Below are 24469 nucleotides of genomic sequence, written 5' to 3' on the forward strand. Positions count from 1 at the left end.
CTCCACGCGGCAGGAGCGACCGGCGACTATCCGAAGCTAAACAGCTCGCTCAGCGGCATTGAGGGTCGGGCGGCCCGAGACAACATCGACGCCGTCACCCTCATTGTCGCTGTCTTCCCCGATCTGTTCGGCCGCCGACATTTCGACCAAGGGCAACATTCCCTGCAGCTCATCCGGATGAGCGGGACCGGCAGATAGCCTGTCCAACGCGGCGGAGGCCTCGTCCGCCAACGGCTGGGTCATCACTCCCGTCGTCACCCAGGCGGCGAGCACCGGGGCCATCGTGGCCGTAACCGTCGCCTTGCCAGCCGCCGCAACACCCGCAGGCGAAATCCCGGCGTTCCTGGCTGCATTGACAGCGGCGGTCTGGGCCATACCGATCGCAGTAATCCCGCCGGCCAACGCTCCAAGACCACTGGTCAAGCCGGTCGGCGTAACCAGGGCTTGCAGCGATTTGCTGCCATCGCGCATCGCGTCCAGCGGCAGGCTGCCGACCCGCTTCGCAATGCCCATCGCAGCACTTCCTACGCCATAATTCTTGAGGTCCTTGTAACGCTGGTGCCAGTCTTGACGCCCCAACAGGTATTGCGGGCCAATCCGGTGTTTCGATTTATCGATGGAATGTTGCAGGTCATAGGCGGCCATGCCTGAAAGCGGAGAACCGACGGCAGCTATCACAGAGTCCACCCTGCTGCCCGTTTGCGCATCGACGAGATGCGTCACGACGGGTTGGACGACCGTGCGCAACGCGTTTCGCGCGCTGAAGGTCTGGAAAGTCAGGCTGCCTTCGATAGCCCGGGTCGTCAGGCTCGGCTTCGCCGCCTGGGCGGATTCCCGCATGACCGGTTCCAGATCGGCATCTTCGGCCACCAGCCACTGGGTGTCGCTGGTGGCGCGCTGGATCAGGCCATTGCCGACCGTGTCGGCGGCGCTGCTGACCAGGCCGGCAATCGCCGACAGCGCCAACGGCGCGGTAATCGAGCCATTGCCGGTCACCGCCGGGACGAAGTCCAGCGCAATGGACGCCACGCCGAAGGGAACCGAACGAACGAATCCAACAGTGTCATGGGCCGCGCGATCCAGCCGAGAGCCTTTGGTCAGTACGGCATCGACGCTTTCCGCGGTTTCCCCGTCATTGGCCAAGGTGCGCGAACGATCGTCGATCAGTGCTTCGAAGGCCTCGCGATTGGCACCGTTTATATGCGGCTCGAATACCCGGGTGAGCTGGGCCTTGATTGCACCAGTGCGATTTGCCAGGTCCTGTTCAGCCGTGACAGGACCGATCGGGACGGCTGCGGCGGTCCCGGTGGTCGATGTCGTTGAATGGAGCGGGGGGGTCAGGGAAATAGGATCCATGGGCTGCTCTCTCGTGCGCAAAAGTGTTGGGTTTACCTGTGCTGTGTGGTCGCCTCTTTTCTATCGGTTCCGCCTTGTCCGATCCGTCGCGACAGTCAAGGCACTGAAAGGAACGACGTGGCATAATCGTCCGCTGATTTTCAGGACGATACCGGGAACGTTTTGGAGGAGCATTCATGCCCAGGGAAAACAAGCATTTACAGCTTTTCGGCATCAAAGCCTGCGATACGATGAAAAAAGCGCGTACCTGGCTCGATGAGCACGCGGTGCGCTATGACTTTCACGATTACAAAACTGCCGGCATCGACCGTGAGCACCTGACCCAATGGTGCAACGAACATGGCTGGCAAGTGGTGTTGAACCGTGCCGGTACGACCTTTCGCAAACTCGACGACGAACGCAAAGCCGATCTCGACCAGACGAAAGCCATCGAACTGATGCTCGCCCAACCCTCGATGATCAAGCGCCCGGTGCTCGATCTCGGTGACCGAACCCTGATTGGCTTCAAGCCAGATATTTATACGGCAGAGATCAAGTAAACCTGCCCAGTCCATTCTGTAGAGGTAATTTCATGTCCACTACCCTGTTCAGCCTGGCCTTCGGTGTCGGCACTCAAAACCGTCAAGGCGCCTGGCTGGAAGTGTTCTACGCACAGCCGCTGCTCAACCCGTCGGCTGACATCGTCAAAGCCATCGCGCCGATCCTTGGCTACAGCGAAGGCAACCAGGCCATCACCTTCACCACCGCCCAGGCCTCGCAACTGGCTGAAGCGCTCAAGGGTGTCGATGCCGCGCAAGCCGCGCTGCTGACCCGCCTGGCCGAAAGCCACAAACCGCTGGTCGCCACGCTGCTGGCCGAAGATGCCCAACTGAGCTCCACGCCTGAGGCTTACCTCAAGCTGCACCTGCTGTCCCATCGCCTGGTCAAGCCCCATGGCCTGAACCTGGCTGGCATCTTCCCGCTGCTGCCGAACGTGGCCTGGACCAGCCAGGGCGCGATCGACCTGAGCGAACTGGCCGAGCACCAGCTCGAAGCCCGCCTGCGTGGCGAGTTGCTGGAAGTGTTCTCGGTGGACAAGTTCCCGAAAATGACCGACTACGTGGTGCCGGCTGGCGTACGGATCGCCGATGCCGCGCGGATCCGCCTGGGCGCCTACGTGGGCGAAGGCACCACCGTGATGCACGAAGGTTTCGTCAACTTCAACGCCGGCACCGAAGGCCCGGGCATGATCGAAGGCCGCGTGTCGGCTGGCGTGTTCGTCGGCAAGGGTTCGGACCTGGGCGGCGGTTGCTCGACCATGGGCACCCTGTCGGGCGGCGGCAACATCGTGATCAAGGTTGGCGAAGGCTGCCTGATCGGCGCCAACGCCGGCATCGGTATCCCGCTGGGCGACCGCAACACCGTGGAGTCGGGCCTGTACGTGACCGCCGGCACCAAGGTCGCGCTGCTGGACGAGAACAACCAACTGGTCAAGGTGGTCAAGGCCCGTGAACTGGCTGGCCAACCCGACCTGTTGTTCCGCCGCAACTCCGAGACTGGCGCGGTGGAATGCAAGACCCATAAATCGGCCATCGAGCTGAACGAAGCGCTGCACGCCCACAACTAAGTCGCTTCACCCCCTCACCTGTGGGAGCGAGTTTGCTCCCACAGGGTCCGGCGTAACTCCAGCAGGGCCCGAAAGCATGTTGATTCCATCCCCTTGGCGCGCCGACTTCCCGGCCATCGCCGCCCTGCAACGGCAAGGCCAGACCTACCTGGACAGCGCCGCCACCACGCAAAAACCCCAAGCCCTGCTCGATGCCCTGACGCATTACTACGCCAATGGCGCCGCCAATGTGCACCGTGCACAACACCTACCGGGCGCCCACGCCACCCAGGCGTTCGAAGACAGCCGCCTCAAGGTGGCGCAATGGCTCAACGCCGGGGATTGCGGGCAGATCGTCTTCACCCATGGCGCCACTTCGGCGCTGAACCTGCTGGCCTACGGGCTGGAACATCTGTTCAACCCGGGCGATGAAATCGTCATCAGCGCCCTGGAACACCACGCCAACCTGTTGCCGTGGCAGCAACTGGCCGAGCGCCGTTCGTTGACGCTGGTGGTGTTGCCGCTAGACGCTGACGGGGTGATCGATCCTGGCGCCGCCGCCGAACTGATCGGCCCGCGTACCCGCTTGCTGGCGGTGAGCCAGTTGTCCAATGTGCTGGGAGCCTGGCAGCCAGTGCCTACACTGCTGGCGCTGGCCAAGGCCCAGGGCGCACTGACAGTGATCGACGGCGCCCAAGGCGTGGTCCATGGTCGCCACGACGTTCAGGCACTGGGCTGCGACTTTTATGTGTTTTCCAGCCACAAACTCTACGGCCCCGACGGGCTGGGCGTGCTGTTTGGTCGTACCGAGGCCCTTGGCAACCTGCGCCATTGGCAGTTCGGTGGCGAAATGGTGCAACAGGCCGATTACCACAACGCCACGTTCCGCCCGGCGCCGCTGGGCTTCGAGGCCGGCACGCCGCCGATTGCCAGCGTGATCGGGTTGGGCGCGACCCTGGACTACCTGTCCACTCTTGATCCGCAAGCGGTCATTGACCATGAGGCGGCGCTGCATGACTACCTGCTCCATGGTTTGTTGGCTCGCAACGGCGTGCGCCTGGTAGGCAACCCACGGCTGGCCCTGGCCAGCTTCGTGGTTGAAGGCGTGCACAACGCCGACCTGGCCCATCTGCTGACCGAACAAGGCATCGCCGTGCGCGCCGGGCATCACTGCGCCATGCCGCTGTTCAAGCATTTGAAGCTGTCCGGGGCGATTCGGGTGTCACTGGCGCTGTACAACGACTCCGCCGATATCGAACGCTTCTTCGAAGCGCTGGATCAGGCCTTGGAGATGCTTCGATGAATCTACCCGCCGATGCCGCCGCAGCGTTGCAGATTTTCCAGGACGCCTCGGGCTGGGAACAACGCGCCCGGCTGCTGATGCAATGGGGCGAGCGCCTGCCGCCCCTGAGCGACGCAGACAAATGCGACGCCAACCTCGTTCATGGCTGTGAGAGCCAGGTGTGGTTGGTGGGCCAGTTGCACGACGGACATTGGCAGTTTGCCGCCAGCAGCGATGCGCGGTTGATTCGTGGGCTGGTGGCGTTGCTGCTGGCGCGGGTCAATGGATTGTCCGCTGACGAGTTGCAGCAGGTGGATTTGCCGGATTGGTTCAATCAGCTGGGATTGTCGCGACAGTTGTCGCCGTCGCGTAGCAATGGCTTGAATGCTGTATTGCAGCGGATGCGCGAATTGACGCAATGATTGTGGCGAGGGGAGCTTGCTCCCGCTGGACTGCGCAGCAGTCCCAAAAGCAGTCAACTCAATCTGTCTGACATACCGCGTTGCCCGGTTTCAGGGCCGCTTCGCGACCCAGCGGGAGCAAGCTCCCTCGCCACAACGGCCGTTACTGCCCGCCCTTGAGCCGATCCGCCGGCCGCCGCACACCCGCCACGATCTTATCCACAGCCTTGGTCGCCGCGACCATGCCGAACGTCGCCGTGACCATCATCACCGCGCCAAACCCACCGGCGCAGTCGAGCTTGACGCCGTCGCCGACAAAACTCTTCTGCAGGCAAATGCTGCCATCCGGTTTGGGGTAGCGCAGTTGTTCGGTAGAGAACACGCAGGGCACGCTGTAGTGGCGGGTCACGGTGCGGGAAAAAAACCATAGTCGCGGCGCAAGGTGGAGCGCACTTTCGAGGCCAGGGGATCGTTGAACGTGCGGTTCAAGTCGCAGACCTGGATCAGCGTCGGATCGATCTGCCCACCCGCCCCGCCCGTGGTGATGATCTGGATCTTGCGGCGCTTGCACCAGGCGATCAGCGCAGCCTTGGCGTTGACGCTGTCGATGCAGTCGATCACGCAGTCGATGTTCGGCGTGATGTATTCGGCCATGGTCTCGCGGGTGACGAAGTCCGCCACCGCGTGCACCCTGCAGTCGGGGTTGATCCCCCCGCAGCCGCTCGGCCATCACGTCGACCTTGGGCTTGCCGACGGTGCTGTCCAGGGCGTGCAACTGGCGGTTGGCGTTGCTGACGCAGACATCGTCCAGGTCAAACAGCGAAATCTCACCCACGCCGCAACGGGCAATGGCTTCCGCCGCCCAGGAACCGACCCCACCCACGCCGACGATCGCCACATGGGCCGCCCGCAGGCGCTCCAGGCCTTCGATGCCATACAAACGGGCGATACCGGCAAACCGTGGATCTTCTGTACTCATGACCATTACCCCAAAAAACCGGCGCGCATTATAGGGCTTTGCTGCGGCAAATTGAGCAAAACCTCTGTGGGAGCGAGCCTGCTCGCGATGGCGGTGGATCAGTGGCAGTGATGTTGACTGACACACCGCCATCGCGAGCAGGCTCGCTCCCACAGGTTTTGTGCTTCAACTGACCAGCACCAGGGGCCCATGCCGGTCGTTTTGCTATAAGATAACCGCCATTTTGTGGGTGTCAGCCAGCCCCCCACACAAGCCTTGCGTTCATACTAAATATTCCCGGAGTTTCCATGACGGCCCACGCCGACCTCTCGCCGACCCTGCAACTCGCCTGCGACCTGATCCGCCGTCCGTCCGTGACGCCGGTGGATGCTGATTGCCAGAAACTGATGATGCAGCGCCTGGGTAATGCGGGTTTTGCGCTCGAGCCGATGCGCATCGAGGATGTGGATAACTTCTGGGCCAGCCATGGCAAGCATGACGGTCCGGTGCTGTGCTTCGCCGGGCACACCGACGTGGTGCCGACCGGCCCGGTGCAGGCCTGGCAGCTCGACCCGTTCGACGCGGTCATCGATGAGCACGGCATGCTTTGTGGCCGTGGCGCAGCGGACATGAAGGGCAGTCTGGCGGCGATGGTGGTGGCGGCCGAACGGTTCGTCGCCGACTATCCGGACCACAAGGGCTCGGTCACCTTCCTGATCACCAGCGATGAAGAAGGCCCGGCCCACCACGGCACCAAGGCCGTGGTCGAACGTCTCAAGGCCCGTCAGGAGCGGCTGGACTGGTGCATCGTCGGCGAGCCATCGAGCACCACCTTGGTGGGCGATGTGGTCAAGAACGGCCGGCGCGGTTCCCTCGGCGCGAAGCTGACCGTGCGTGGCAAGCAAGGCCACGTGGCCTATCCACACCTGGCGAAGAACCCGATTCACCTGGCTGCCCCGGCGCTGGCTGAATTGGCCGCCGAGCATTGGGACCACGGCAACGACTTCTTCCCGCCGACCAGTTTCCAGATCTCCAACCTCAACGCTGGCACCGGCGCGACCAACGTGATCCCCGGTGACCTGGTGGCGGTGTTCAACTTCCGTTTTTCCACCGAGTCCACCGTCGAAGGCCTGCAACAGCGCGTCGCCGACATTCTCGACAAACATCAACTGGACTGGCACATCGACTGGGCGTTGTCCGGCCTGCCGTTCCTCACCGAACCGGGTGCATTGCTCGACGCGGTGTCGTCGAGCATCAAGGACGTCACCGGTCGCGAGACCCAGGCGTCTACCAGCGGCGGCACGTCCGACGGTCGCTTCATCGCCACCATGGGCACGCAAGTGGTAGAGCTGGGGCCGGTCAACGCGACCATCCACCAGGTCAATGAACGAGTGCTGGCAGCCGATCTCGAGGTGCTGACCGAGATCTACTACAAGACGCTGATCAAGTTGCTCGCCTGATGCTCGCCTGCCCGATCTGCAGTGAGCCGCTGAACGCGGTGGACAACGGTGTGGTGTGCCCGGCCGGCCACCGCTTCGACCGCGCGCGGCAGGGTTACCTGAACCTGCTGCCGGTGCAGCACAAGAACAGCCGCGACCCCGGCGACAACCAGGCGATGGTCGAAGCCCGTCGCGATTTTCTCAACGCAGGGCATTACGCCCCCGTCGCCCGGCGTCTGGCGGAACTGGCCGCCGAACGTGCGCCCGGACGCTGGCTGGACATCGGCTGTGGCGAGGGCTACTACACCGCGCAAATCGCTGAAGCGTTACCCAATGCCGATGGTTATGCCCTGGACATCTCCCGAGAGGCGGTCAAGCGTGCCTGCAAACGCAACCCACAACTGACCTGGTTGATCGCCAGCATGGCCCGCGTGCCCTTGGCGGACGGCTGCTGTCAGTTCCTGGCCAGCGTGTTCAGCCCGCTGGACTGGCAGGAAGCCAAGCGTTTACTCAGTCCCGGTGGCGGCCTGATGAAAGTCGGCCCCACCGCCGGCCATCTGATGGAATTGCGCGAACGCCTGTACGACGAAGTTCGCCAGTACACCGATGACAAGCACCTGGCCCTGGTGCCTTCGGGCATGGCGCTCGATCACAGCGAAACCCTCGAATTCAAGCTGACGCTCGACAGCGGCCAGGACCGCGCCAACCTGCTGGCCATGACGCCCCACGGCTGGCGTGCCAGTTCCGAACGCCGTGCCAGCGTGATCGAGCAGGCCGAGCCGTTCGAAGTCACGGTGTCGATGCGCTACGATTATTTCGTTCTTCAATAACCCTTTTGTTTCCGGGCCCGGGCAACCGTCCGGGGCCAGTTAAATCCGCGAATGGATTTTTCAAGACCGCAGTGAGGACATCCATGCGCCAACCCGATATCGAGATTTACCTCAAGGACGCCGACGTCGACCACAAGGCCATCGCCGCCTGGCTCGGCCAGGCCCTGGGCCCATGCAGCGAATGGGTACAGAAAGGCCAGACCTACAAGTGCAAGGCCGGCAGCATCCCGGTGACCTGGCTGCCCAAGGCCGTGGGCAAATGGAACAGCCTGTACCTGGAAAGTGACCAGACCCCGTGGGAAGACGACATCGCCTGCGCCCGCGCCGCCTTCGCCGCCCTGAATGTCGAAGTGCGCTGCGCGCCTGGGTCGTGGGTGGAAGAAGAAGGTGAAGAATCGGCGGATCGCTGGATTCGCATCAGCGCCGATGGGGAAGAAGAGATTACCTGGAAGACGGCGTAACGCCCGTCTCAGCCTCAGCCTAGATCCAACTGTGGGAGAGCGAGCCTGCTCGCGATAGTGGTGTGACAGTCGATTAGGTATCGCCCGATACACCGCTATCGCGAGCAGGCTCGCTCCCACAGTGGTCTTCATGGTGACTGCAAGGGCGGGTTACAACCCCACCACATCCTCAGCCTGCAAGCCCTTCTGCCCTTCCACAACCGCGTACTCGACCTGCTGGCCTTCGGTCAGTGAACGGTGGCCTTCGCCACGAATGGCGCGGTAATGCACGAACACATCCGCGCCGCCTTCACGCTGGATGAAGCCGTAGCCCTTGGCGTCGTTGAACCACTTCACACTGCCGGTTTCCCGTGCTGCCATGATGCTCACTCCCATTTTTATTTTTTTAAGTCGGCTTTTCGAAGGAAAGCCGTACGAACGTTAGCTGCCGTCCAGCCGTCCAAAGGTGGCCGTGGCAGTCACTGGCCGAGTATATGACACACGTAAAAACTCTCAACTGACTTTACTTCGGTGCTTTTTTGCCGATTTTCGATGAATCCGGCACACTAGCCAGCCCGAGCAGCCGCTCGGTTTTATCCACTCATGCAGAAGCCGTATGACCCGCTCCCCGTTCCGCCGTCTTGTGTTTGGCACCCTGCGCCGACTGTTGTACCTCTGGGTTCGCTCCGAGACCATCAACCAGTCGTCCTTCACCCTCAACCTCGACCGCAGTCGTCCGGTGTTCTACGTCCTGCAAGATCCTTCGCTCACCGACCTGGCGGTGCTCGACACCGAATGCACCAAGGCTGGCCTGCCCCGTCCGGTGCTGCCAGTCTCGGTGGGTAACCTGCTGGAACCGGCGGCGTTTTTCTACCTGACGCCAGCACCGGACTGGATCGGGCGCCAGGACAAGCGCGGCGCGCCACCGACCCTGACGCGGCTGGTCAATGCCCTGACCCACAACGCCGCCGAAGATGCACAGATCATCCCGGTCAGCGTGTTCTGGGGACAGTCGCCCGACAGCGAATCGAGCCCCTGGAAGCTGTTGTTCGCCGACAGCTGGGCCGTCACCGGGCGTCTGCGCCGCCTGTTGAGCATCATGATCCTGGGACGCAAGACCCGCGTGCAGTTCTCCGCGCCGATCCATCTGCGCGAACTGATCGAACACGACAAGGGCCACGAACGCACCGTGCGCATGGCCCAGCGGATCCTGCGGGTGCACTTCCGCAATTTGAAAGCAGCGGTCATCGGCCCGGACATTTCCCACCGCCGCAACCTGGTCAAGGGCCTGCTGAACCAGCCACTGGTCAAGCAGGCGATTGCCGAGGAAGCCGAGCGGGAAAAAATCTCCGCGGAAAAAGCCAAGGCCCAGGCCCTGCGCTACGGCAACGAGATCGCCTCGGACTACACCTACACCGCGATCCGGTTCCTGGAAGTGGTGCTGAGCTGGTTCTGGAACAAAATCTACGACGGCATCAAGGTCAACCACATCGAAGGCGTGCAGAACATCGCCCAGGGCCACGAAGTCATCTACGTGCCGTGCCACCGCAGTCACATCGACTACCTGCTGCTGTCGTATCTGCTGTTTCGCAACGGCCTGACCCCACCGCACATCGCCGCCGGCATCAACCTCAACATGCCGGTGATCGGCGGCCTGCTGCGCCGTGGCGGGGCGTTCTTCATGCGCCGCACCTTCAAGGGCAACCCGCTCTACACCGCCGTGTTCAACGAATACCTGCACACGCTGTTCACCAAAGGCTTCCCGGTGGAGTACTTCGTCGAGGGCGGTCGCTCGCGCACCGGGCGCATGCTGCAACCCAAGACCGGCATGCTCGCCATCACCTTGCGCAGCTTCCTGCGCTCTTCGCGCATGCCCATCGTCTTCGTGCCGGTCTACATCGGTTATGAGCGTGTACTCGAAGGCCGTACCTACCTGGGCGAATTGCGCGGGGCCAGCAAGAAAAAGGAATCGATCTTCGACATCTTCAAGGTCATCGGCGCCCTCAAGCAACGCTTCGGCCAGGTGGCGGTGAACTTCGGCGAACCGATCAAGCTGGCGGAATTCCTCGACGGTGAACATCCGGATTGGCGCCAACAGGAACTGGGCCCGCAATTCAAACCGGCCTGGCTCAACGCGACCACCCACCGCCTCGGCGAGCGCGTGGCCCGACATCTGAACGAGGCCGCGGCCATCAACCCGGTCAACCTCGTCGCCCTGGCGCTGCTGTCAACCAGTCGCCTAGCCCTGGACGACCGCGCCATGGCCCGGGTGTTGGACCTGTACCTGGCGCTGCTGCGAAAAGTCCCGTACTCGCCCCACACCACCCTGCCCGAAGGCGATGGCCAGGCGCTGATCGAGCACGTGAAGGGCATGGACCTGCTGTCGGAACAGAGTGATGCCCTGGGCAAGATTCTGTACCTGGACGAGCAGAACGCGGTACTGATGACCTACTACCGCAACAACGTGCTGCACATCTTCGCCCTGCCGGCGTTGCTGGCGAGTTTCTTCCAGAGCAGCTCGCGCATGAGCCGTGAACAGATCCTGCGCTACACCCATGCGCTGTACCCGTACCTGCAATCGGAGTTGTTCATTCGCTGGTCGCTGGAAGAACTGGATGGCGTGGTCGACCAGTGGCTCGAAGCGTTCGTCGAACAGGGCCTGCTGCGTTTCGAAAACGACCTGTACCTGCGTCCGGCGCCGAGCTCGCGGCACTTCGTGCTGCTGACCCTGCTGTCCAAAAGCATCGCCCAGACCTTGCAGCGCTTCTACATGACCGTCTCGCTACTGCTCAACAGCGGCCAGAACACCATCAGCGCCGAAGAACTGGAGGACCTCTGCACCGTCATGGCCCAGCGCCTGTCGATCCTGCATGGCCTGAACGCGCCGGAGTTCTTCGACAAGAGCCTGTTCCGCCACTTCATCCAGACGATGCTGGACCTCGATGTGCTGCGCCGCGACGAAGCCGGCAAACTCAGCTACCACGAGCTGCTGGGCGAACTGGCCGAAGGCGCGGCCAAGCGGGTGCTGCCGGCGGAAATTCGCCTGTCGATCCGCCAGGTGGCGCTGCATCGCAGTGAAGATGCGGCGGAGGTCGCCGCCAGTCCTGGCGTTTGAAACTTTCCGATCACTCACCCAGAACCATGGAGCGGTTTCGGTGAGCTGATGGGGGCATCAAGGAACTTACTCCGACGCTGCGCAGCGGCTAAAGCGACGTCAAACGAAGAAAAGACCTACAGAGAACTTTGGAGCAGGCTTCTAGGATGAGGCCACGTCAATGTCGACGTACTGAAAAGGAATTCAGCATGAATATCATCACGTTAACCATGCAACTGCCCGAAGGCCATCAACTTCCCGAAGCCGGCCGCACCGAAGTCAGTGTTCTAAATGCAGCCGGTGCGCAGATCAGCGTCAGCGGCGGCCAGGGCTCCAACGTGGCACCCAAGGAACCGGGGGCCCAGCAGCCTTGGCAATATCGCTTTCTTGTCGATTCCAAGACGACGCGTGTAGGGGAAGAGCTCCTGGTAAAGGCACGAGTGTACCGAGCCGACACCGCTCTTTTTCTTGAGGCCGAACAGGCCTTCACCTGGGATGGCGGCAATCAACACGTTGACATCCCCCTGAGCCTGGCGCCAGCATCGCTGGCTGAAACTGTTCAAGCGCCCGCGTTCGGCTCCTGAGCCGCAACGTTGCGAATGGGTGCTTGGACGCAAACCCGCTAAATGCCCATTGACGCCTGTGTGTTGCTGGCGTCAATGGGCAAGGTGCTTCCAATGAAAAAAATAGCTCTGCTTGCATCCATGGCGTTACTGGCCGCTTGCCAATCGGCAACGCCACCCTCCACCACCGCATCCCTGGATGGCGAAGTGTTCTACCTGCAACGCATCGCCCTGCCGCCCAACGCTACCTTGAGCGTGAGCCTGCAGGACGTTTCCCTGGCCGATGCCCCCGCCGTGGTGCTCGATGAGCAGAGCGGCCCGATCAAAGGCCAGGTCCCGCTGCCGTTCCACCTCAGTTATGATCCCGCCCAGGTCAAGCCCGGCCATCGTTATGCCGTGAGCGCCCGCATCGAAGTGGACGGCCAGTTGATGTTCATCACTACCGAACAGCACGCCGTACAACTCGATGGCAAGGATCCGCAGCCGTTGAAGGTCCGCGTCAACGCCGCACGCTGATCGCTTTTTCCAAATTTCTTCAAGGACGCCATCATGCTTCGCTCTACCCTCCGTTTCACCGGCCTGTGCGCAGGCCTGTTGATCTGCGCCAATGCCATGGCCCTGTCCCTGGGCGACCTGTCGCAAAAAGACGCCGCGGGCGGCCTCAAGGATGCCTTGACCCAAGGCGCACAGGTTGCGGTCAAGCAACTGGGTACACCCGGCGGCTTCAGCAACAACCCGGATGTGAAGATCGAACTGCCAGGCAAGCTGGGCAAAGTCGCCAGCAAGATGAAAGCCTTCGGCATGGGAGACCAGGTCGATCAATTGGAAACCAGCATGAACCAGGCCGCCGAAGCCGCCGTGGTCCAGGCCCAGCCGATCCTGGTCAATGCCGTGAAGAACATGAGCGTGGACGATGCCAAGGGGATCTTGAGCGGCGGTAACGACTCGGCGACGCAATACCTGAACAAGAGCAGTCGCGAACAGATCCGCGCCAAGTTCCTGCCCATCGTCAAGCAAGCCACCGACAAGGTCGGCCTGGCGCAGAAGTACAACGCCTTCGCCGGCCAGGCCGCGACCTTCGGCGTGCTCGACACCAAAAGCGCCAACATCGAAAACTACGTGACCGAGCAGGCGCTGGACGGATTGTTTGAGATGATCGGCAAGCAGGAAGCCGCCATTCGCCAGAACCCGGCAGCTGCAGCGACCAGTTTGGCGAAGAAGGTTTTCGGTACGCTCTAGGATTGCGCGCAAAACACCTGTGGGAGCGAGCCTGCTCGCGATTGCGGTATCAGCCATAGCATCTCTGTTGGCTGTTACATCGCTATCGCGAGCAGGCTCGCTCCCACATTTGATCTTCAGTGTTATCCGAATCGCGTCAAGTCTTCTTGACCCTGAACCACGCCGCATACAACGCCGGCAGGAACAACAGCGTCAACGCCGTCGCCACGATCAAGCCCCCCATGATTGCCACGGCCATCGGCCCGAAGAATAGGCTGCGCGACAGCGGGATCATGGCCAGCACCGCCGCCAGCGCGGTGAGTACGATCGGGCGGAAGCGGCGGACCGTCGCTTCGATGATCGCCTGCCAGGGCGACAGCCCCGCCTTGATGTCCTGTTCGATCTGGTCCACCAGGATCACCGAGTTGCGCATGATCATCCCCGACAGCGCGATAGTGCCGAGCATGGCGACGAAACCGAACGGCTGGCGGAACACCAGCAGGAACAGGGTGACGCCGATCAGCCCCAAGGGCGCGGTGAGAAACACCATGGCCGTGCGCGAGAAGCTGCGCAGCTGCAGCATCAGCAACGTCAACACCACCACGATGAACAGCGGCACACCGGCATTCACCGATTTCTGGCCGCGAGCCGAATCCTCTACTGTACCGCCCACCTCGAGCAAGTAACCGGACGGCAGTTCGGCACGAATCGGGTCCAGGGTCGGGAAGATCTGCTGCACCAGGGTCGCCGGTTGCTCCTTGCCATAGATATCGGCCCGTACGGTCACGCTCGGCAGACGGTTGCGGTGCCAGATCACCCCCTCTTCGAAACCGTATTCCAAGGTCGCGATCTGCGACAGGGCAACGCTCCTGCCGTTGTCGGTCGGCACCGCCAGGCTCGACAGCAATGACAATTCGGTGCGCTCATGCACCGTGCCGCGCAGCAGGATTTCGATCAGCTCATTGTCTTCGCGATACTGGCTGACGCTGGAGCCCGTGAGGGAGCTGCGCAGGAAACTCGCCAGATTGGCGGTGCTGACACCCAGGGCCCGGGCACGGTCCTGGTCGACGTTCAGGTACACCACCTTGCTCGGCTCTTCCCAGTCCAGATGCACATTGGCCACGTAAGGGTTTTCTCGAACTTTCGTCGCCACTTTGCGTGCCAGGGCCCGGACCACTTCGATGTGTTCACCAGTAACGCGGAACTGCACCGGGTAGCCGACCGGCGGGCCGTTTTCCAGGCGTGTGACCCGCGAGCGCAGGGTCGGGAACTGTTCGTTCAGGGTAGTGATCAGCCAACTGCGCAACGGCTCGCGATCTTCGATGGTCTTGGCCAGCACCACGAACTGGGCGAAGCTGGACGCTGGCAGTTGTTGATCCAGCGGCAGGTAGAAACGCGGTGAACCGGTGCCGACATAAGCCACGTAATTGTCGATGCCGGCGTGGTCCTTGAGCAGCGCTTCAAGGCGCTTGACCTGCTCGGCGGTGTTGCTCAGGGAGGCACCTTCCTGCAGTTTCAGGTCCACCATCAACTCCAGCCGTCCCGACGCCGGGAAGAATTGCTGCGGCACGAAACGGAACAACACCACCGAGCCCACGAACAACAGCACGGTCAGGGTGAGGACGGTTTTGCGACGACGCACGCACCACTCCACCATCCGCCGGACACGCTGATAAAACGGCGTGCCGTAAGGGTCGGTCTGGCCGTCAGCCGTGCCATGTTTGGCCGCGTGAATTTTCGCCAGGTCCGGCAGGAGTTTTTCCCCCAGGTACGGCACAAACACCACGGCAGCCACCCAGGACGCCAGCAATGCCAAGGTCACGACCTGGAAAATCGAACGGGTGTACTCGCCGGTGCCCGATTGCGCGGTGGCGATCGGCAAGAACCCCGCCGCCGTGATCAACGTACCGGTGAGCATCGGGAACGCCGTGCTGGTCCACGCAAAACTGGCGGCCTTGATCCGGTCGAAGCCCTGCTCCATCTTGATCGCCATCATCTCCACCGCGATGATCGCATCGTCCACCAGCAGCCCCAGCGCCAGTACCAGCGCGCCGAGGGAAATCTTGTGCAGGCCGATCCCCAGGTAATACATCGCCGCGAAGGTCATCGCCAGCACCAGCGGAATCGCCAGGGCCACCACCATCCCGGTGCGCAGGCCCAGGGAGAAGAAGCTCACCAGCAATACAATCGTCAGCGCTTCCACCAGCACCTGGACGAACTCACCGACCCCGGTCTTCACCGCCGCCGGCTGGTCCGACACCTTGCGCAATTGCATGCCGGCCGGGAGCGTATCCTGGATACGGGCAAAATCGACCTCAAGGGCCTTGCCCAGGACCAGGATGTCACCACCGTCCTTCATCGCCACGGCCAGGCCGATGGCGTCTTCGCCCATGAAACGCATGCGTGGCGCCGGTGGGTCGTTGAAACCCCGGCGCACATCCGCCACATCACTGATACGGAACGTACGATCGGCGACCCGGATCGGGAAGTTGCGGATCTCTTCCACGCTCTGGAAATTCCCCGAAACCCGTAGCTGCAATCGCTCGCTGTCGGTTTCGAAGAAGCCCGCGGTCGATACCGCATTCTGCTCCTCCAGGGCCTGCTGTACCGCCGCCAAGGGCAGGCCAAGGGTCGCCAGCTTCACGTTCGACAGCTCGATCCAGATCTTCTCGTCCTGCAAACCGATCAGTTCGACCTTGCCCACGTCCTTGACCCGCTGCAGCTGGATCTGGATGCGATCGGCGTAGTCCTTGAGCACGGCGTAGTCGAAACCATCGCCGGTCAAGGCGTAGATATTGCCGAAGGTAGTCCCGAACTCATCGTTGAAAAATGGCCCCTGGATACCTGGCGGCAAGGTATGGCGGATGTCACTGATCTTCTTGCGGATCTGGTACCACAGCTCCGGGATCTGCGCCGAATGCAGGGAGTCGCGCGCCATGAAAGTCACTTGGGACTCCCCCGGCCGGGAGAACGAAACGATCCTTTCGTAATCGCCGGTTTCCATCAGCTTCTTTTCGATGCGCTCAGTGACCTGGCGCGAGACTTCCTCGGCCGTGGCGCCCGGCCAGTTGGTACGGATCACCATGGCCTTGAAAGTGAATGGCGGGTCTTCGCTCTGGCCGAGCTTGGTGTAGGAAAGCGCGCCAACGATGGCCAGCAACAGCATCAGGAACAGTACGATCTGGCGGTTGCGCAGCGCCCATTCGGAAAGATTGAAACCCATCGTGGATTACTCCTTCGCCGTCAGGTTGACCACGCGGTTGGAGCGATCCACCGGCCGCACCTGCTGGCCGTCGAGGAGCACATGCACGCCGGCCGCCACCACCCAGTCGTCGGGGCTGAGGCCTTCAAGCACCGGAACGGTCTTTTCGCCGAAAGCGCCGACCCGGACCGGGACCTTTTTCAGCGTGTTGTCGGCGTTGACGACCCAGACATAGGTCGCGCCATTTTCAGCCGTCAGGGCCGACAACGGCACCGACAGCGGCACCTTGTCGGCGGTCTGGATAAATACCCGGGCACTCTGGCCCAGCTCGGCCGGAACACTGCCGGCAGTGAAGGCCACCCGGGCGGCGAAGGTACGGGACCTGGGGTCGGCGGCCGGCGACAGTTCGCGAATGCGTCCGCTGAAACGCTGGTTGGGCTGGCTCCACAGTTCGACCGAAACCGGCTGGCCGATCTTGAACCGGCCAAACCCCTGTTCCGGGAGGCTGATCAACACTTCACGCTCGCCATCGGTGGCCAGGGTGAAGACGGTTTGCCCGGCCGACACCACCTGCCCAACCTCCACCGAACGCCGGGCGACCACGCCATCCTGGGGCGCACGCAGCACCGAATAACTGGCCTGGTTGTTGGCGACATCGAACTCGGCCTTGATCTGCTTGAGCCGCGCAGTGCCTGAGCGGTAAAGGTTTTCGGCGTTGTCGTACTGGGAACGGCTGACCATCTGCCGCTCCATCAAGGTCTTGTAGCGATCACGCTCGGCGCGGACCAGGTTCAGGTTGGCCTCGGCGGCGGCGACCTGGGCACGGGTCGCTTCCAGTTGCAGGCGCACATCCTCGGGATCGAGTTCGGCCAGCGGTTGATTGGCCTTGACCCGCTGCCCCTCTTCGACCAGCCGTCGGCTCACCTTGCCGCCAATGCGAAAGGCCAGGTCGGGCTCGAATCGGGCCCGCACTTCGCCAGGGTAACTGTCCATCGCCTGGGCCGACGGCTCGGGCTTGACCACCATGGCAGGGCGCACGGCGACGGGCACCGGCTCGTCATGACCGCACGCAGACAATAAAAAAGCCAGGGTGACTGGCACGGCGAGGGGCAGGGCATAGCGGAACATGGCGAGTGACCTTTCGCTAATGGTGCTTGGAATAATTATACTGACGAGTATGTTATTAATAGCAAACTCACCAGTCCAGTATTAAAGCGAAGAAATGTCGAACAATCTTTCCCCCCCCAGCGGCCCCGGTCGCCCGAAGGATCTGGCCAAGCGCCAGGCCATTCTCGACGCAGCGAAACGCCTGTTCGTGAGCATGGGTTACGCCAGCACCAGCATGGACGCCGTCGCCACCGAGGCGGGGGTGTCGAAGCTGACCGTCTATAGCCACTTCACCGATAAGGAAACGCTGTTTTCCGCTGCCGTGATCGCCAAGTGCGAAGAACAGGTGCCGCCGCTGTTTTTCGAATGGCCGGACGGCGTTCTGATCGAACACGTGTTGCTGAACATTGCCCGTGGTTTTCACCAGCTCGTCAGCAGCGAGGAATCGGTGAACCTGCATCGGGTGATCATGGCCCTGGGTAGCCAGGATCCGAAACTCTCGGCGATTTTCTACGAAGCCGGCCCGCAGCGGATGCTCTCAGGCATGGAACGCCTGTTGACCAAGGTCAACCAGAGCGGCGCCCTGAGCATCGACAAACCGCGCAATGCCGCCGAGCATTTCTTCTGTCTGATCAAGGGCGCGGCGAACTTTCGCCTATTGTATGGCTGCGGCGCGCCACTGGAGCCTGAAGCGGCCGAGAGTCATGTACAGGAAGTGGTGGGGTTGTTTATGCGGGCTTATCGGCCTTAGCTCGACCAATGGCCCTTCGCTAGCTGGAAGGGCCTCATCGCGAGCAGGCTCGCTCCCACAGTTTGATCGAGAAGGCTCACAGAGTCTGTGTTCACCAGCGATTCCTGTGGGAGCGAGCCTGCTCGCGATGCAGGCGCCGCGGTCTCAGGCCTTGAGCGCTTTCTTCGGGTAGATGTCGTAGCGACTGGACTTGCCATCGAGCCCATGGCTCGGCTTCGGCCCTTCGATGCACGGGGCCTTGCGCGGACGCTTGACCACCACCCGGTGAGTCGCCAGCGCCAGGGCCGCGGCGAGCAGCGCCGGGGCGTCCGGGTCATCGCCCACCAGGGGCCGGAACAGGCGCATTTCCTTCTTCACCAGGGCGGTTTTCTCACGATGGGGAAACATCGGGTCCAGGTAGATCACCTGGGGCGGTTCGCCTTCCCAGTTGCGCATCACTTCGATGGAGTTGCCCTGGAGCAAACGCATGCGCGCCACGATCGGCGCCACGTCGAAGTCTTCCGCCCCACGGGCCAGGCCATCCTCCAGCAGGGCCCCGATCAGCGGTTGACGCTCGATCAGGCTCATTTCGCAGCCCAGGCTGGCCAGCACGAACGCGTCCTTGCCCAACCCGGCCGTGGCATCCAGCACCCGCGGGCGCACACCCTGGGCGACCCCGACGGCCTTGGCGATCATCTGACCACTGCCACCGCCGTACAACCGACGATGAGCCGCCCCGCCCTCGACGAAGTCCACCCGCACCGGTCCTGGCGCGTCCGGGCCCAGTTGCTGCAGTTGCAGGCCCTGCTCGCCGACCTGCAAGGCAAACTCGCCATCGTCCACCTGCAAAGGCAGGCCAAGCCGCTGCGCCCAACGCTCGGCCTGCGGCTGGAAGGCCGGGGCCAGGGCTTCGACATGGATGCGGCAGGCCACAGGTTGCTCACTCATGAAAAACACGCTCAAAAAATTAATGATCGGCAAAAATGGCCGATAACAAAGGTGAACGGCATTTTGCCAGAGCTGAGCGTCGACCGAGAAAAATGTCAGACATTCAATCCACATCGATAGGCGTTATCTCCCCTTACGGCGATTACAGCCTGCGTAACACCCAAGCGCTGAGCGGCGTCAGTCACCTGTGGCAGGACTTTTTTGCCCGGGCCCTGGCCGATCAACTGGGGGATAACGCACCGGCGCCTGGCAGCTACCAGCCAGTGGCCCTCGATGAGGCTGTTGAACCGACCCTCGGCGCTGAGCTGCTGGAGCACATCGTCAGCCAACGCACCTGCGAAGTGACCGAAACACCGGTCAAGCCGCCTGAGCCGTTGTTCCTGCCCATCGCCGAATTCGAACTCGACCTGCTGGACAAGCCCTTCCCGCCCTTCCCAGAGGAAGAAATCGCTGCCCAGCAAAAACAGCAGACCTTCGAGAGCAACTGGGTTCGCCCACTCGTCCTCGCCGCTGGCCAACCGCTGCCGGAACCCGGCCCGGCACCGCAACCGCGCCCATTGCACCTGCCGATTGCCGAGTTCGAACTCGACCTGCTGGACAAGCCGTTCCCGCCCTTCCCGGAAGAGGAATTGGTGGCGCAACAGAAGCAACTGGACTTCGACATCCGCTGGGCACGCCCGATCGTGCTGCAGAACCTGCGTATCGCCGCCTGACCCGCTCAGGACACTAGCGGCAGATCCACCATGGACCCACATCCAGATGAAAATGGTTGCGGTGCGCCGCGTTGTAATCCGGACTCAAGACCACACTGAACATATCGCAGGCGCCATCGCGGGCCTGGCGTAGAAACCGTGCATCGGCATTGTCCTTGGGCCAGTCCCTGAGCACGCTGACCGTGCGGCCATCGGCCAGGCGAAACCCGGCGATGTCCAACGCACTGGCGGTAGCATGCTGGCTGCGCGCGCCGCTCTCACGCCCGTACATGTTGCGGCAGGCGAAACTGCCCAGGTGATCGACCCGCGTCACTTTCTGCCCGTAGACCGCCATTGCCGCCGGCTGCAACCCATGGCGCTCGAACAGCGCGAACGCTACCGCCAACGGGCAACTGGCGAGGAAACTGCTGCTCAGCGCCACCTCACCGCCCTGCACCCTCAGCACGTTGGTCAGCGGGCACGTCGAATTGGCGCCGCTGTCCGCCTGGCGAGCGGTGCGCAGCCCCGAGGTGGCGAGGGCCTGATCGCACAGCTGCGGGTCGTTGCGCAGGGCCATGAGCTTGAAGCGGGTCAGCAGGTTGGGCGCGAGATTGACGTCCAGGGGCGCCCAGGGATTCCATTGCGGCGGCAGCGCCACCCAACCGCGCCATACCCCCAGCCCTGCGAAACCAACAATCAGTGCCACTACCGCAAGAGCTTTCCAAAACCGCACGACAATGCCTCGGGCATCAACCCTTGAATAATTGATTGGCCTGCTTGAACGGCATCGAGCGGCGGGTGAAAGTGAACGTGCCCTGTTGCTGGATTTCCTCGGCGGCGCGGAAGAACTCACCATACGCGGCCAGGGCCAACGCCGATCCAACGCTGATGCGCTTGACGCCCAATTCGCTCAACTGCGCGACGGACAGGTCCAGCGCCCCGGACATCAGCACGTTCACCGGTTTCGGCGCCACGGCCCGCACCACCGCAAGTACTTGTTCGGCGCTGCTCAGCCCCGGGGCGTACAACACGTCGGCCCCCGCGTCCGCGAAGGCCTTCAGGCGGCCAATGGTGTCATCCAGGTCCGGATTGCCGTGCAGGAAGTTTTCCGCCCGGGCCGTCAGCAGGAAGGGATACGGCAAACCGCGTACGGCGTCGGCAGCGGCCTTGACCCGCGCCACGGCATGTTCGAAGCAATAGATCGGGCTGTCTTCGCGCCCCGTGGCATCCTCGATCGAACCACCCACCGCACCGGCCTTCGCCGCACGGAGCAAGTTACGCGCACACTCCTCGGGCGCATCGGCAAAACCGTTCTCCAGATCGACGGCCACCGGCAGATCAGTAGCGGCCACAATCGCTCGCACGTTAGCCAATGTGTCATCCAGGCCCAGTGCACCATCGGGCCGTCCCAAGGAAAAGGCATGGCCGGCACTGGTGGTCGCCAGGGCTTCAAAGCCGAGGCTGGCCAGCATTTTGGCCGAACCGGCATCCCATGGGTTGGGAATGACAAAAGCCCCTTCGCGTTCGTGCAAGGCCTTGAACGCCTGGGCTCGACGGGTTTGCGCATCCATGAGTTCGCTCCTGAGCAGAGAGGAAGTGGCCTCAGAGCAAACCCAGTTGCTCGGCGGCGGGCTCTCTATATAGCTCAGGCAGGGCCGGCAAGCCAGGCAATCGACGCATCAATCGGCTGTGGAAGTGTTGCGCGAGCCGGGCCGCCAGCAGGTTGTCGGCGGTGTGCAGGAAAATATAGGGCGTGCGCCCTTCTTCGATCCACCCGGCGATTTTTTCCACCCAGGGCGTCAGGAACGGCTCGTTGGCCTCCAGCACCGGATGGCCGATGAAGCGCACTTGCGGACATTGGGTGAACGCCGCAGGCCGGGGCGGTACCCGGGGCTTTTTCGATTGTGCGTGGAGCACGGCGGGATCGGGCGAAGTGCAACTGAACAAGGCCCGGGGATCGAGGCAGATGCGTTCGACACCGCGATCGAGCAACAGGCGATTGAGACGTCGTTCGGCATCGCCCTTGGCGAAGAACTCATCATGACGGACCTCCACGGCCAAGGGCTGCTGCAAGGCGTCGATGAACCCCGCCAGCTCCGGCAACCGATTCGGGGTAAAGGCCTTGGACAGTTGCAGCCAGTACGGCGAGACACGCTCGCCCAAAGGACTGAGCAGTTGCAGGAAGGTTTCGGTGGCCGTCAGGCGCTCACGCAAATCACCGTTGTGGCTGATGTCACCGGGAAACTTGGCGGTGAAGCGAAAGTGCTCGGGCATGGTTTCTGCCCACCGCTGCACGACGGCCGCAGACGGGCTGGCGTAGAAGGTCGTATTGCCTTCCACGGCATTGAACACTTGGCAATAGAGATTCAGGAAGTCGGTGCTTTTGGCGTCCTGGGGATAAAGATAATCGCGCCAGGCGTTTTCGCTCCAGGAGGGGCAGCCCAGGTAGTAAGGCAATACCATCAGATGTAGAGATCGAGTCCCAGCACTTCCATATCCCAATCGACGAAACCGGCGGTGCTCAGGTAGCTGGCCAGGGCCGTGGCGACACTGCGGCTCATCGCACGGTGATAAAGCATGTCTTGCTGACGGGCGGGAAGATTGCTCAGGCGTTGCGCGGAGGCTTTGGCGGCACGGGCGGCCAGTTGCTCTTCAGACGGAAACTCCAGTTCGCCATCGATATCATCGAAGGACTCCTGCTCAGCGATTTTGCCTGCACGAGGCTTGCGCTTGATGGGGTAGGACTGGGATGAAACGCCGTCTATACGCATAACAGAATGCTCGGTATCAATGATGGCAATTTAGCGGCACTTTCGCAGCCGCGCAAATGCGCAAGTGATAACTAGAACACATAAAGCCTAAAAGGTTTAAAAACGGGCTGAAAAAGTGACGACTGGCAATATCAGGCGTGACTTTTGGGTGAGGAAATGACTTTTTAAGCGGAATGATTTTGTTGGAGGGCGACTGACTTGGGGGCTGAGGGTGGGGAATGCCTTTGTGGCGAGGGGATTTATCCCCGCTGGGTGCGAAGCGCCCCCCCGACATCTATGTGCCATGCACACATGGCGAGTGCTACGCACTCGAGCGGGGATAAATCCCCTCGCCACAGTGTGCTCACTTGAGAAATGGGGTGAGGTTTTTTACCGCTCGGACTTGGGCGTTGCGACCTTGTCCCGCAGGTACACCGGTTGCGCATCGTCAGCCCGGATGGCTTCGCCACGCGCCCAGGCGAAGCGGGCCAGGGTTAGCAGGTCTTCGGCATGGGGCAGCATCGAGGCGTCCTGGCCGGTCAGGCTGACGGCAATCCGCTCGCCATAACCCCAACCGGTACCGGCGCCGAACCAGTCACCGTCGGCCCCGCTCGGCAAAGCCGCGGCTTCGGGTGGCAGTACTGCCTCAGCACCGACCAGGCGCATCTCACCGTCGGTTTCGCGATAGCAGCCCCAATACACCTCGTCCATGCGCGCATCGATGGCCGCCGCGACTTGGCGCGCTCCCTGTTCGCGCAAGGCACGCTGGGCCAGCACCGCCAGGTTCGACACCGGCAACACCGGCCGCTCCAACGCAAACGCCAGCCCCTGCACCACACCAATGGCGATGCGCACGCCGGTGAAAGCCCCCGGCCCGCGGCCAAAAGCAATCGCGTCCACGGCCTGCAAGGTCGTCCCGGCATCGCTGAGCAATTGCTGGATCATCGGCAACAGCTTCTGCGCGTGCAGGCGCGGGATCACCTCGTAATGGCTCGTGACCGTGCCGTCGTGCAGCAAGGCAACGGAGCAAGCTTCAGTCGCGGTGTCCAGGGCCAGCAAGGTACTCATCGATGTGTCCGTAAATCAGGTGGAAAAAAGTGCGCCAGTATAAACAACTACGGCCCGCAAGCGGGCCGTAGTTAGTGCAACTGATCAGACTTTTCAGCTCAAGGCTGCAAGCACCTTGGCAGTGATCGCTTCAACCGAACCGACGCCTTCGATATGGCTGTACTTCGGCTTGCCATTGGCAGCCGACAGTTTCTGGTAGAAATCCACCAGCGGCTTGGTCTGGGAATGGTAGACCGACAGGCGATGACGCACGGTTTCTTCGGTGTCGTCCTTGCGCTGCACCAGGTCTTCACCCGTCACATCGTCCTTGCCTTCGGTTTTCGGCGGGTTATAGACGGTGTGGTAAACACGACCGGATGGCTCATGAACGCGTCGACCGGCGATACGCTGGACGATTTCCTCGTCTTCGACGGCGATTTCAACCACCGCATCGAGCTCGACACCAGCAGTCACCAGGGCTTCGGCCTGGGGAATGGTGCGCGGGAAACCGTCGAACAGGAACCCCTTGGCGCAGTCGGGCTGAGCGATGCGATCCTTGACCAGGGCAATGATCAGGTCATCCGACACGAGGCCGCCGGCATCCATGATGCTCTTGGCCTTGACGCCCAGCTCGGTGCCCGCCTTGACTGCGGCACGCAGCATGTCGCCAGTGGAAATTTGCGGGATACCGAATTTCTCGGTGATGAACTTTGCCTGAGTACCTTTACCGGCCCCGGGAGCTCCCAGCAGAATGACGCGCATCGATGTGCTCCTCAATTTTTTTATGTAAACGCTCGGATTCGCCTCGTGGGGCCAATCGCGGAAAA

24 protein-coding genes and 1 pseudogene are annotated in these 24469 nt (G+C 62.2%); 13 read left to right on the plus strand and 12 right to left on the minus strand.

Going from position 1 to position 24469, the window contains the following annotated elements:
- Nucleotides 1–36: 36 nt before the first annotated feature.
- The gene (locus tag GN234_RS12700) at nt 37–1356 is read right to left on the minus strand and encodes a type III effector protein RopAA (protein WP_163855177.1); all 1320 of its coding nucleotides are present in this window, start codon (nt 1354–1356) and stop codon (nt 37–39) included.
- Between the two features lie 176 nt (nt 1357–1532).
- On the opposite strand from GN234_RS12700, the gene GN234_RS12705 reads away from it, so the two are divergent.
- The 4 genes from GN234_RS12705 to GN234_RS12720 all read left to right on the plus strand — a co-directional run bounded on the left by GN234_RS12705 (nt 1533) and on the right by GN234_RS12720 (nt 4645).
- A complete protein-coding gene (locus GN234_RS12705) occupies nt 1533–1895 on the plus strand; it encodes an ArsC family reductase (RefSeq protein ID WP_109753703.1) in 363 nt (120 codons plus the stop codon).
- 32 nt (nt 1896–1927) lie between these two features.
- Nucleotides 1928–2962: a 2,3,4,5-tetrahydropyridine-2,6-dicarboxylate N-succinyltransferase gene (gene dapD, locus GN234_RS12710; protein WP_176688557.1), complete on the plus strand. Its 1035-nt coding sequence runs from the start codon at nt 1928–1930 to the stop codon at nt 2960–2962.
- 76 nt (nt 2963–3038) lie between these two features.
- Entirely contained in the window at nt 3039–4244 is a 1206-nt protein-coding gene (locus GN234_RS12715) for an aminotransferase class V-fold PLP-dependent enzyme (protein ID WP_109753701.1), read from the plus strand.
- Nucleotides 4241–4645 (plus strand): SufE family protein, encoded by a 405-nt coding sequence (locus GN234_RS12720; RefSeq protein WP_116831555.1) that lies wholly within the window; start codon nt 4241–4243, stop codon nt 4643–4645. The genes GN234_RS12715 and GN234_RS12720 overlap by 4 nt, the downstream gene beginning before the upstream one ends.
- 142 nt (nt 4646–4787) lie before the next feature.
- Here GN234_RS12720 and tcdA read toward each other — a convergent pair.
- Nucleotides 4788–5609: pseudogene (gene tcdA / locus GN234_RS12725) on the minus strand (tRNA cyclic N6-threonylcarbamoyladenosine(37) synthase TcdA).
- 281 nt (nt 5610–5890) lie between these two features.
- Between tcdA and dapE the strand changes: the two are divergent.
- The 3 genes from dapE (at nt 5891) to GN234_RS12740 (ending at nt 8312) form a co-directional block, all read left to right on the plus strand.
- The gene (dapE, locus tag GN234_RS12730; protein ID WP_109753698.1) at nt 5891–7042 is read left to right on the plus strand and encodes a succinyl-diaminopimelate desuccinylase; all 1152 of its coding nucleotides are present in this window, start codon (nt 5891–5893) and stop codon (nt 7040–7042) included.
- Nucleotides 7042–7851: a putative RNA methyltransferase gene (locus GN234_RS12735; RefSeq protein WP_176688558.1), complete on the plus strand. Its 810-nt coding sequence runs from the start codon at nt 7042–7044 to the stop codon at nt 7849–7851. Before dapE ends, GN234_RS12735 begins: the two co-directional genes overlap by 1 nt.
- Before the next feature lie 83 nt (nt 7852–7934).
- A complete protein-coding gene (locus GN234_RS12740) occupies nt 7935–8312 on the plus strand; it encodes a hypothetical protein (RefSeq protein ID WP_109753696.1) in 378 nt (125 codons plus the stop codon).
- A gap of 150 nt (nt 8313–8462) precedes the next feature.
- On the opposite strand, the gene GN234_RS12745 is transcribed toward GN234_RS12740, so the two are convergent.
- Nucleotides 8463–8672, minus strand: coding sequence for a cold shock domain-containing protein (locus GN234_RS12745; protein ID WP_003198198.1), 210 nt, complete (start codon nt 8670–8672; stop codon nt 8463–8465).
- A gap of 235 nt (nt 8673–8907) precedes the next feature.
- On the opposite strand from GN234_RS12745, the gene plsB reads away from it, so the two are divergent.
- From plsB to GN234_RS12765, 4 genes are all read left to right on the plus strand, one after another.
- Complete coding sequence (gene plsB, locus GN234_RS12750; protein ID WP_176688559.1) at nt 8908–11406, plus strand: glycerol-3-phosphate 1-O-acyltransferase PlsB; 2499 nt, start codon at nt 8908–8910, stop codon at nt 11404–11406.
- A gap of 188 nt (nt 11407–11594) precedes the next feature.
- The gene (locus GN234_RS12755) at nt 11595–11969 is read left to right on the plus strand and encodes a hypothetical protein (protein WP_109753694.1); all 375 of its coding nucleotides are present in this window, start codon (nt 11595–11597) and stop codon (nt 11967–11969) included.
- 93 nt (nt 11970–12062) lie between these two features.
- Nucleotides 12063–12464, plus strand: coding sequence for a YbaY family lipoprotein (locus tag GN234_RS12760; RefSeq protein ID WP_109753693.1), 402 nt, complete (start codon nt 12063–12065; stop codon nt 12462–12464).
- Between the two features lie 33 nt (nt 12465–12497).
- Nucleotides 12498–13187, plus strand: coding sequence for a DUF4197 domain-containing protein (locus GN234_RS12765; RefSeq protein WP_109753692.1), 690 nt, complete (start codon nt 12498–12500; stop codon nt 13185–13187).
- A gap of 136 nt (nt 13188–13323) precedes the next feature.
- Here GN234_RS12765 and GN234_RS12770 read toward each other — a convergent pair whose 3' ends face one another.
- Nucleotides 13324–16389 carry an efflux RND transporter permease subunit gene (locus tag GN234_RS12770; protein WP_109753691.1) on the minus strand — a complete coding sequence of 1022 codons (3066 nt, stop codon included), beginning with the start codon at nt 16387–16389 and terminating at the stop codon, nt 13324–13326.
- 6 nt (nt 16390–16395) lie between these two features.
- Nucleotides 16396–17496 (minus strand): efflux RND transporter periplasmic adaptor subunit, encoded by a 1101-nt coding sequence (locus GN234_RS12775; protein ID WP_109753690.1) that lies wholly within the window; start codon nt 17494–17496, stop codon nt 16396–16398.
- A gap of 94 nt (nt 17497–17590) precedes the next feature.
- Here GN234_RS12775 and GN234_RS12780 point away from each other — a divergent pair, with 94 nt between their 5' ends.
- Complete coding sequence (locus tag GN234_RS12780) at nt 17591–18226, plus strand: TetR/AcrR family transcriptional regulator (RefSeq protein ID WP_163855185.1); 636 nt, start codon at nt 17591–17593, stop codon at nt 18224–18226.
- Between the two features lie 144 nt (nt 18227–18370).
- Here the strand turns inward: GN234_RS12780 and GN234_RS12785 are convergent, their stop codons facing one another.
- Nucleotides 18371–19153 (minus strand): class I SAM-dependent methyltransferase, encoded by a 783-nt coding sequence (locus tag GN234_RS12785; RefSeq protein ID WP_109753688.1) that lies wholly within the window; start codon nt 19151–19153, stop codon nt 18371–18373.
- Nucleotides 19154–19245: 92 nt separating this feature from the next.
- On the opposite strand from GN234_RS12785, the gene GN234_RS12790 reads away from it, so the two are divergent.
- Nucleotides 19246–19866: an energy transducer TonB gene (locus GN234_RS12790; protein WP_109753687.1), complete on the plus strand. Its 621-nt coding sequence runs from the start codon at nt 19246–19248 to the stop codon at nt 19864–19866.
- A gap of 13 nt (nt 19867–19879) precedes the next feature.
- Here the strand turns inward: GN234_RS12790 and GN234_RS12795 are convergent, their stop codons facing one another.
- The 6 genes from GN234_RS12795 to adk all read right to left on the minus strand — a co-directional run bounded on the left by GN234_RS12795 (nt 19880) and on the right by adk (nt 24404).
- On the minus strand, nt 19880–20578 hold the full coding sequence (locus GN234_RS12795; RefSeq protein WP_176688560.1) for an extensin-like domain-containing protein: 699 nt from the start codon (nt 20576–20578) through the stop codon (nt 19880–19882).
- A gap of 16 nt (nt 20579–20594) precedes the next feature.
- The gene (locus GN234_RS12800; protein ID WP_109753685.1) at nt 20595–21416 is read right to left on the minus strand and encodes an isocitrate lyase/PEP mutase family protein; all 822 of its coding nucleotides are present in this window, start codon (nt 21414–21416) and stop codon (nt 20595–20597) included.
- A gap of 31 nt (nt 21417–21447) precedes the next feature.
- The gene (locus GN234_RS12805; protein ID WP_176688561.1) at nt 21448–22308 is read right to left on the minus strand and encodes a DUF72 domain-containing protein; all 861 of its coding nucleotides are present in this window, start codon (nt 22306–22308) and stop codon (nt 21448–21450) included.
- Nucleotides 22308–22616, minus strand: a complete 309-nt coding sequence (locus tag GN234_RS12810; RefSeq protein ID WP_109753683.1) for a hypothetical protein — start codon at nt 22614–22616, stop codon at nt 22308–22310. The genes GN234_RS12805 and GN234_RS12810 overlap by 1 nt, the downstream gene beginning before the upstream one ends.
- A 369-nt stretch (nt 22617–22985) precedes the next feature.
- Nucleotides 22986–23663 (minus strand): tRNA (adenosine(37)-N6)-threonylcarbamoyltransferase complex dimerization subunit type 1 TsaB, encoded by a 678-nt coding sequence (gene tsaB, locus GN234_RS12815; RefSeq protein WP_109753682.1) that lies wholly within the window; start codon nt 23661–23663, stop codon nt 22986–22988.
- Between the two features lie 93 nt (nt 23664–23756).
- Nucleotides 23757–24404 (minus strand): adenylate kinase, encoded by a 648-nt coding sequence (adk, locus tag GN234_RS12820; RefSeq protein WP_109753681.1) that lies wholly within the window; start codon nt 24402–24404, stop codon nt 23757–23759.
- Nucleotides 24405–24469 lie beyond the last annotated feature (65 nt).

Origin of the sequence: Pseudomonas bijieensis (assembly GCF_013347965.1) — a bacterium.
GTDB lineage: Bacteria > Pseudomonadota > Gammaproteobacteria > Pseudomonadales > Pseudomonadaceae > Aquipseudomonas > Aquipseudomonas bijieensis.

Excerpts from the sequence above, each read along its gene's own strand:
- GN234_RS12745 (WP_003198198.1), bottom strand. The coding sequence starts at position 8,672 with ATGGCAGCACGGGAAACCGGCAGTGTGAAGTGGTTCAACGACGCCAAG.
- GN234_RS12705 (WP_109753703.1), top strand. The coding sequence starts at position 1,533 with ATGCCCAGGGAAAACAAGCATTTACAGCTTTTCGGCATCAAAGCCTGC.
- dapD (WP_176688557.1), top strand. The coding sequence starts at position 1,928 with ATGTCCACTACCCTGTTCAGCCTGGCCTTCGGTGTCGGCACTCAAAAC.
- tsaB (WP_109753682.1), bottom strand. The coding sequence starts at position 23,663 with ATGAGTACCTTGCTGGCCCTGGACACCGCGACTGAAGCTTGCTCCGTT.
- GN234_RS12780 (WP_163855185.1), top strand. The coding sequence starts at position 17,591 with ATGTCGAACAATCTTTCCCCCCCCAGCGGCCCCGGTCGCCCGAAGGAT.
- GN234_RS12785 (WP_109753688.1), bottom strand. The coding sequence starts at position 19,153 with ATGAGTGAGCAACCTGTGGCCTGCCGCATCCATGTCGAAGCCCTGGCC.
- GN234_RS12790 (WP_109753687.1), top strand. The coding sequence starts at position 19,246 with ATGTCAGACATTCAATCCACATCGATAGGCGTTATCTCCCCTTACGGC.
- GN234_RS12760 (WP_109753693.1), top strand. The coding sequence starts at position 12,063 with ATGAAAAAAATAGCTCTGCTTGCATCCATGGCGTTACTGGCCGCTTGC.
- plsB (WP_176688559.1), top strand. The coding sequence starts at position 8,908 with ATGACCCGCTCCCCGTTCCGCCGTCTTGTGTTTGGCACCCTGCGCCGA.
- GN234_RS12805 (WP_176688561.1), bottom strand. The coding sequence starts at position 22,308 with ATGGTATTGCCTTACTACCTGGGCTGCCCCTCCTGGAGCGAAAACGCC.
- GN234_RS12715 (WP_109753701.1), top strand. The coding sequence starts at position 3,039 with ATGTTGATTCCATCCCCTTGGCGCGCCGACTTCCCGGCCATCGCCGCC.
- GN234_RS12765 (WP_109753692.1), top strand. The coding sequence starts at position 12,498 with ATGCTTCGCTCTACCCTCCGTTTCACCGGCCTGTGCGCAGGCCTGTTG.
- GN234_RS12800 (WP_109753685.1), bottom strand. The coding sequence starts at position 21,416 with ATGGATGCGCAAACCCGTCGAGCCCAGGCGTTCAAGGCCTTGCACGAA.
- GN234_RS12775 (WP_109753690.1), bottom strand. The coding sequence starts at position 17,496 with ATGTTCCGCTATGCCCTGCCCCTCGCCGTGCCAGTCACCCTGGCTTTT.
- GN234_RS12735 (WP_176688558.1), top strand. The coding sequence starts at position 7,042 with ATGCTCGCCTGCCCGATCTGCAGTGAGCCGCTGAACGCGGTGGACAAC.
- GN234_RS12770 (WP_109753691.1), bottom strand. The coding sequence starts at position 16,389 with ATGGGTTTCAATCTTTCCGAATGGGCGCTGCGCAACCGCCAGATCGTA.
- GN234_RS12720 (WP_116831555.1), top strand. The coding sequence starts at position 4,241 with ATGAATCTACCCGCCGATGCCGCCGCAGCGTTGCAGATTTTCCAGGAC.
- GN234_RS12740 (WP_109753696.1), top strand. The coding sequence starts at position 7,935 with ATGCGCCAACCCGATATCGAGATTTACCTCAAGGACGCCGACGTCGAC.
- GN234_RS12755 (WP_109753694.1), top strand. The coding sequence starts at position 11,595 with ATGAATATCATCACGTTAACCATGCAACTGCCCGAAGGCCATCAACTT.
- adk (WP_109753681.1), bottom strand. The coding sequence starts at position 24,404 with ATGCGCGTCATTCTGCTGGGAGCTCCCGGGGCCGGTAAAGGTACTCAG.
- GN234_RS12810 (WP_109753683.1), bottom strand. The coding sequence starts at position 22,616 with ATGCGTATAGACGGCGTTTCATCCCAGTCCTACCCCATCAAGCGCAAG.
- GN234_RS12700 (WP_163855177.1), bottom strand. The coding sequence starts at position 1,356 with ATGGATCCTATTTCCCTGACCCCCCCGCTCCATTCAACGACATCGACC.
- dapE (WP_109753698.1), top strand. The coding sequence starts at position 5,891 with ATGACGGCCCACGCCGACCTCTCGCCGACCCTGCAACTCGCCTGCGAC.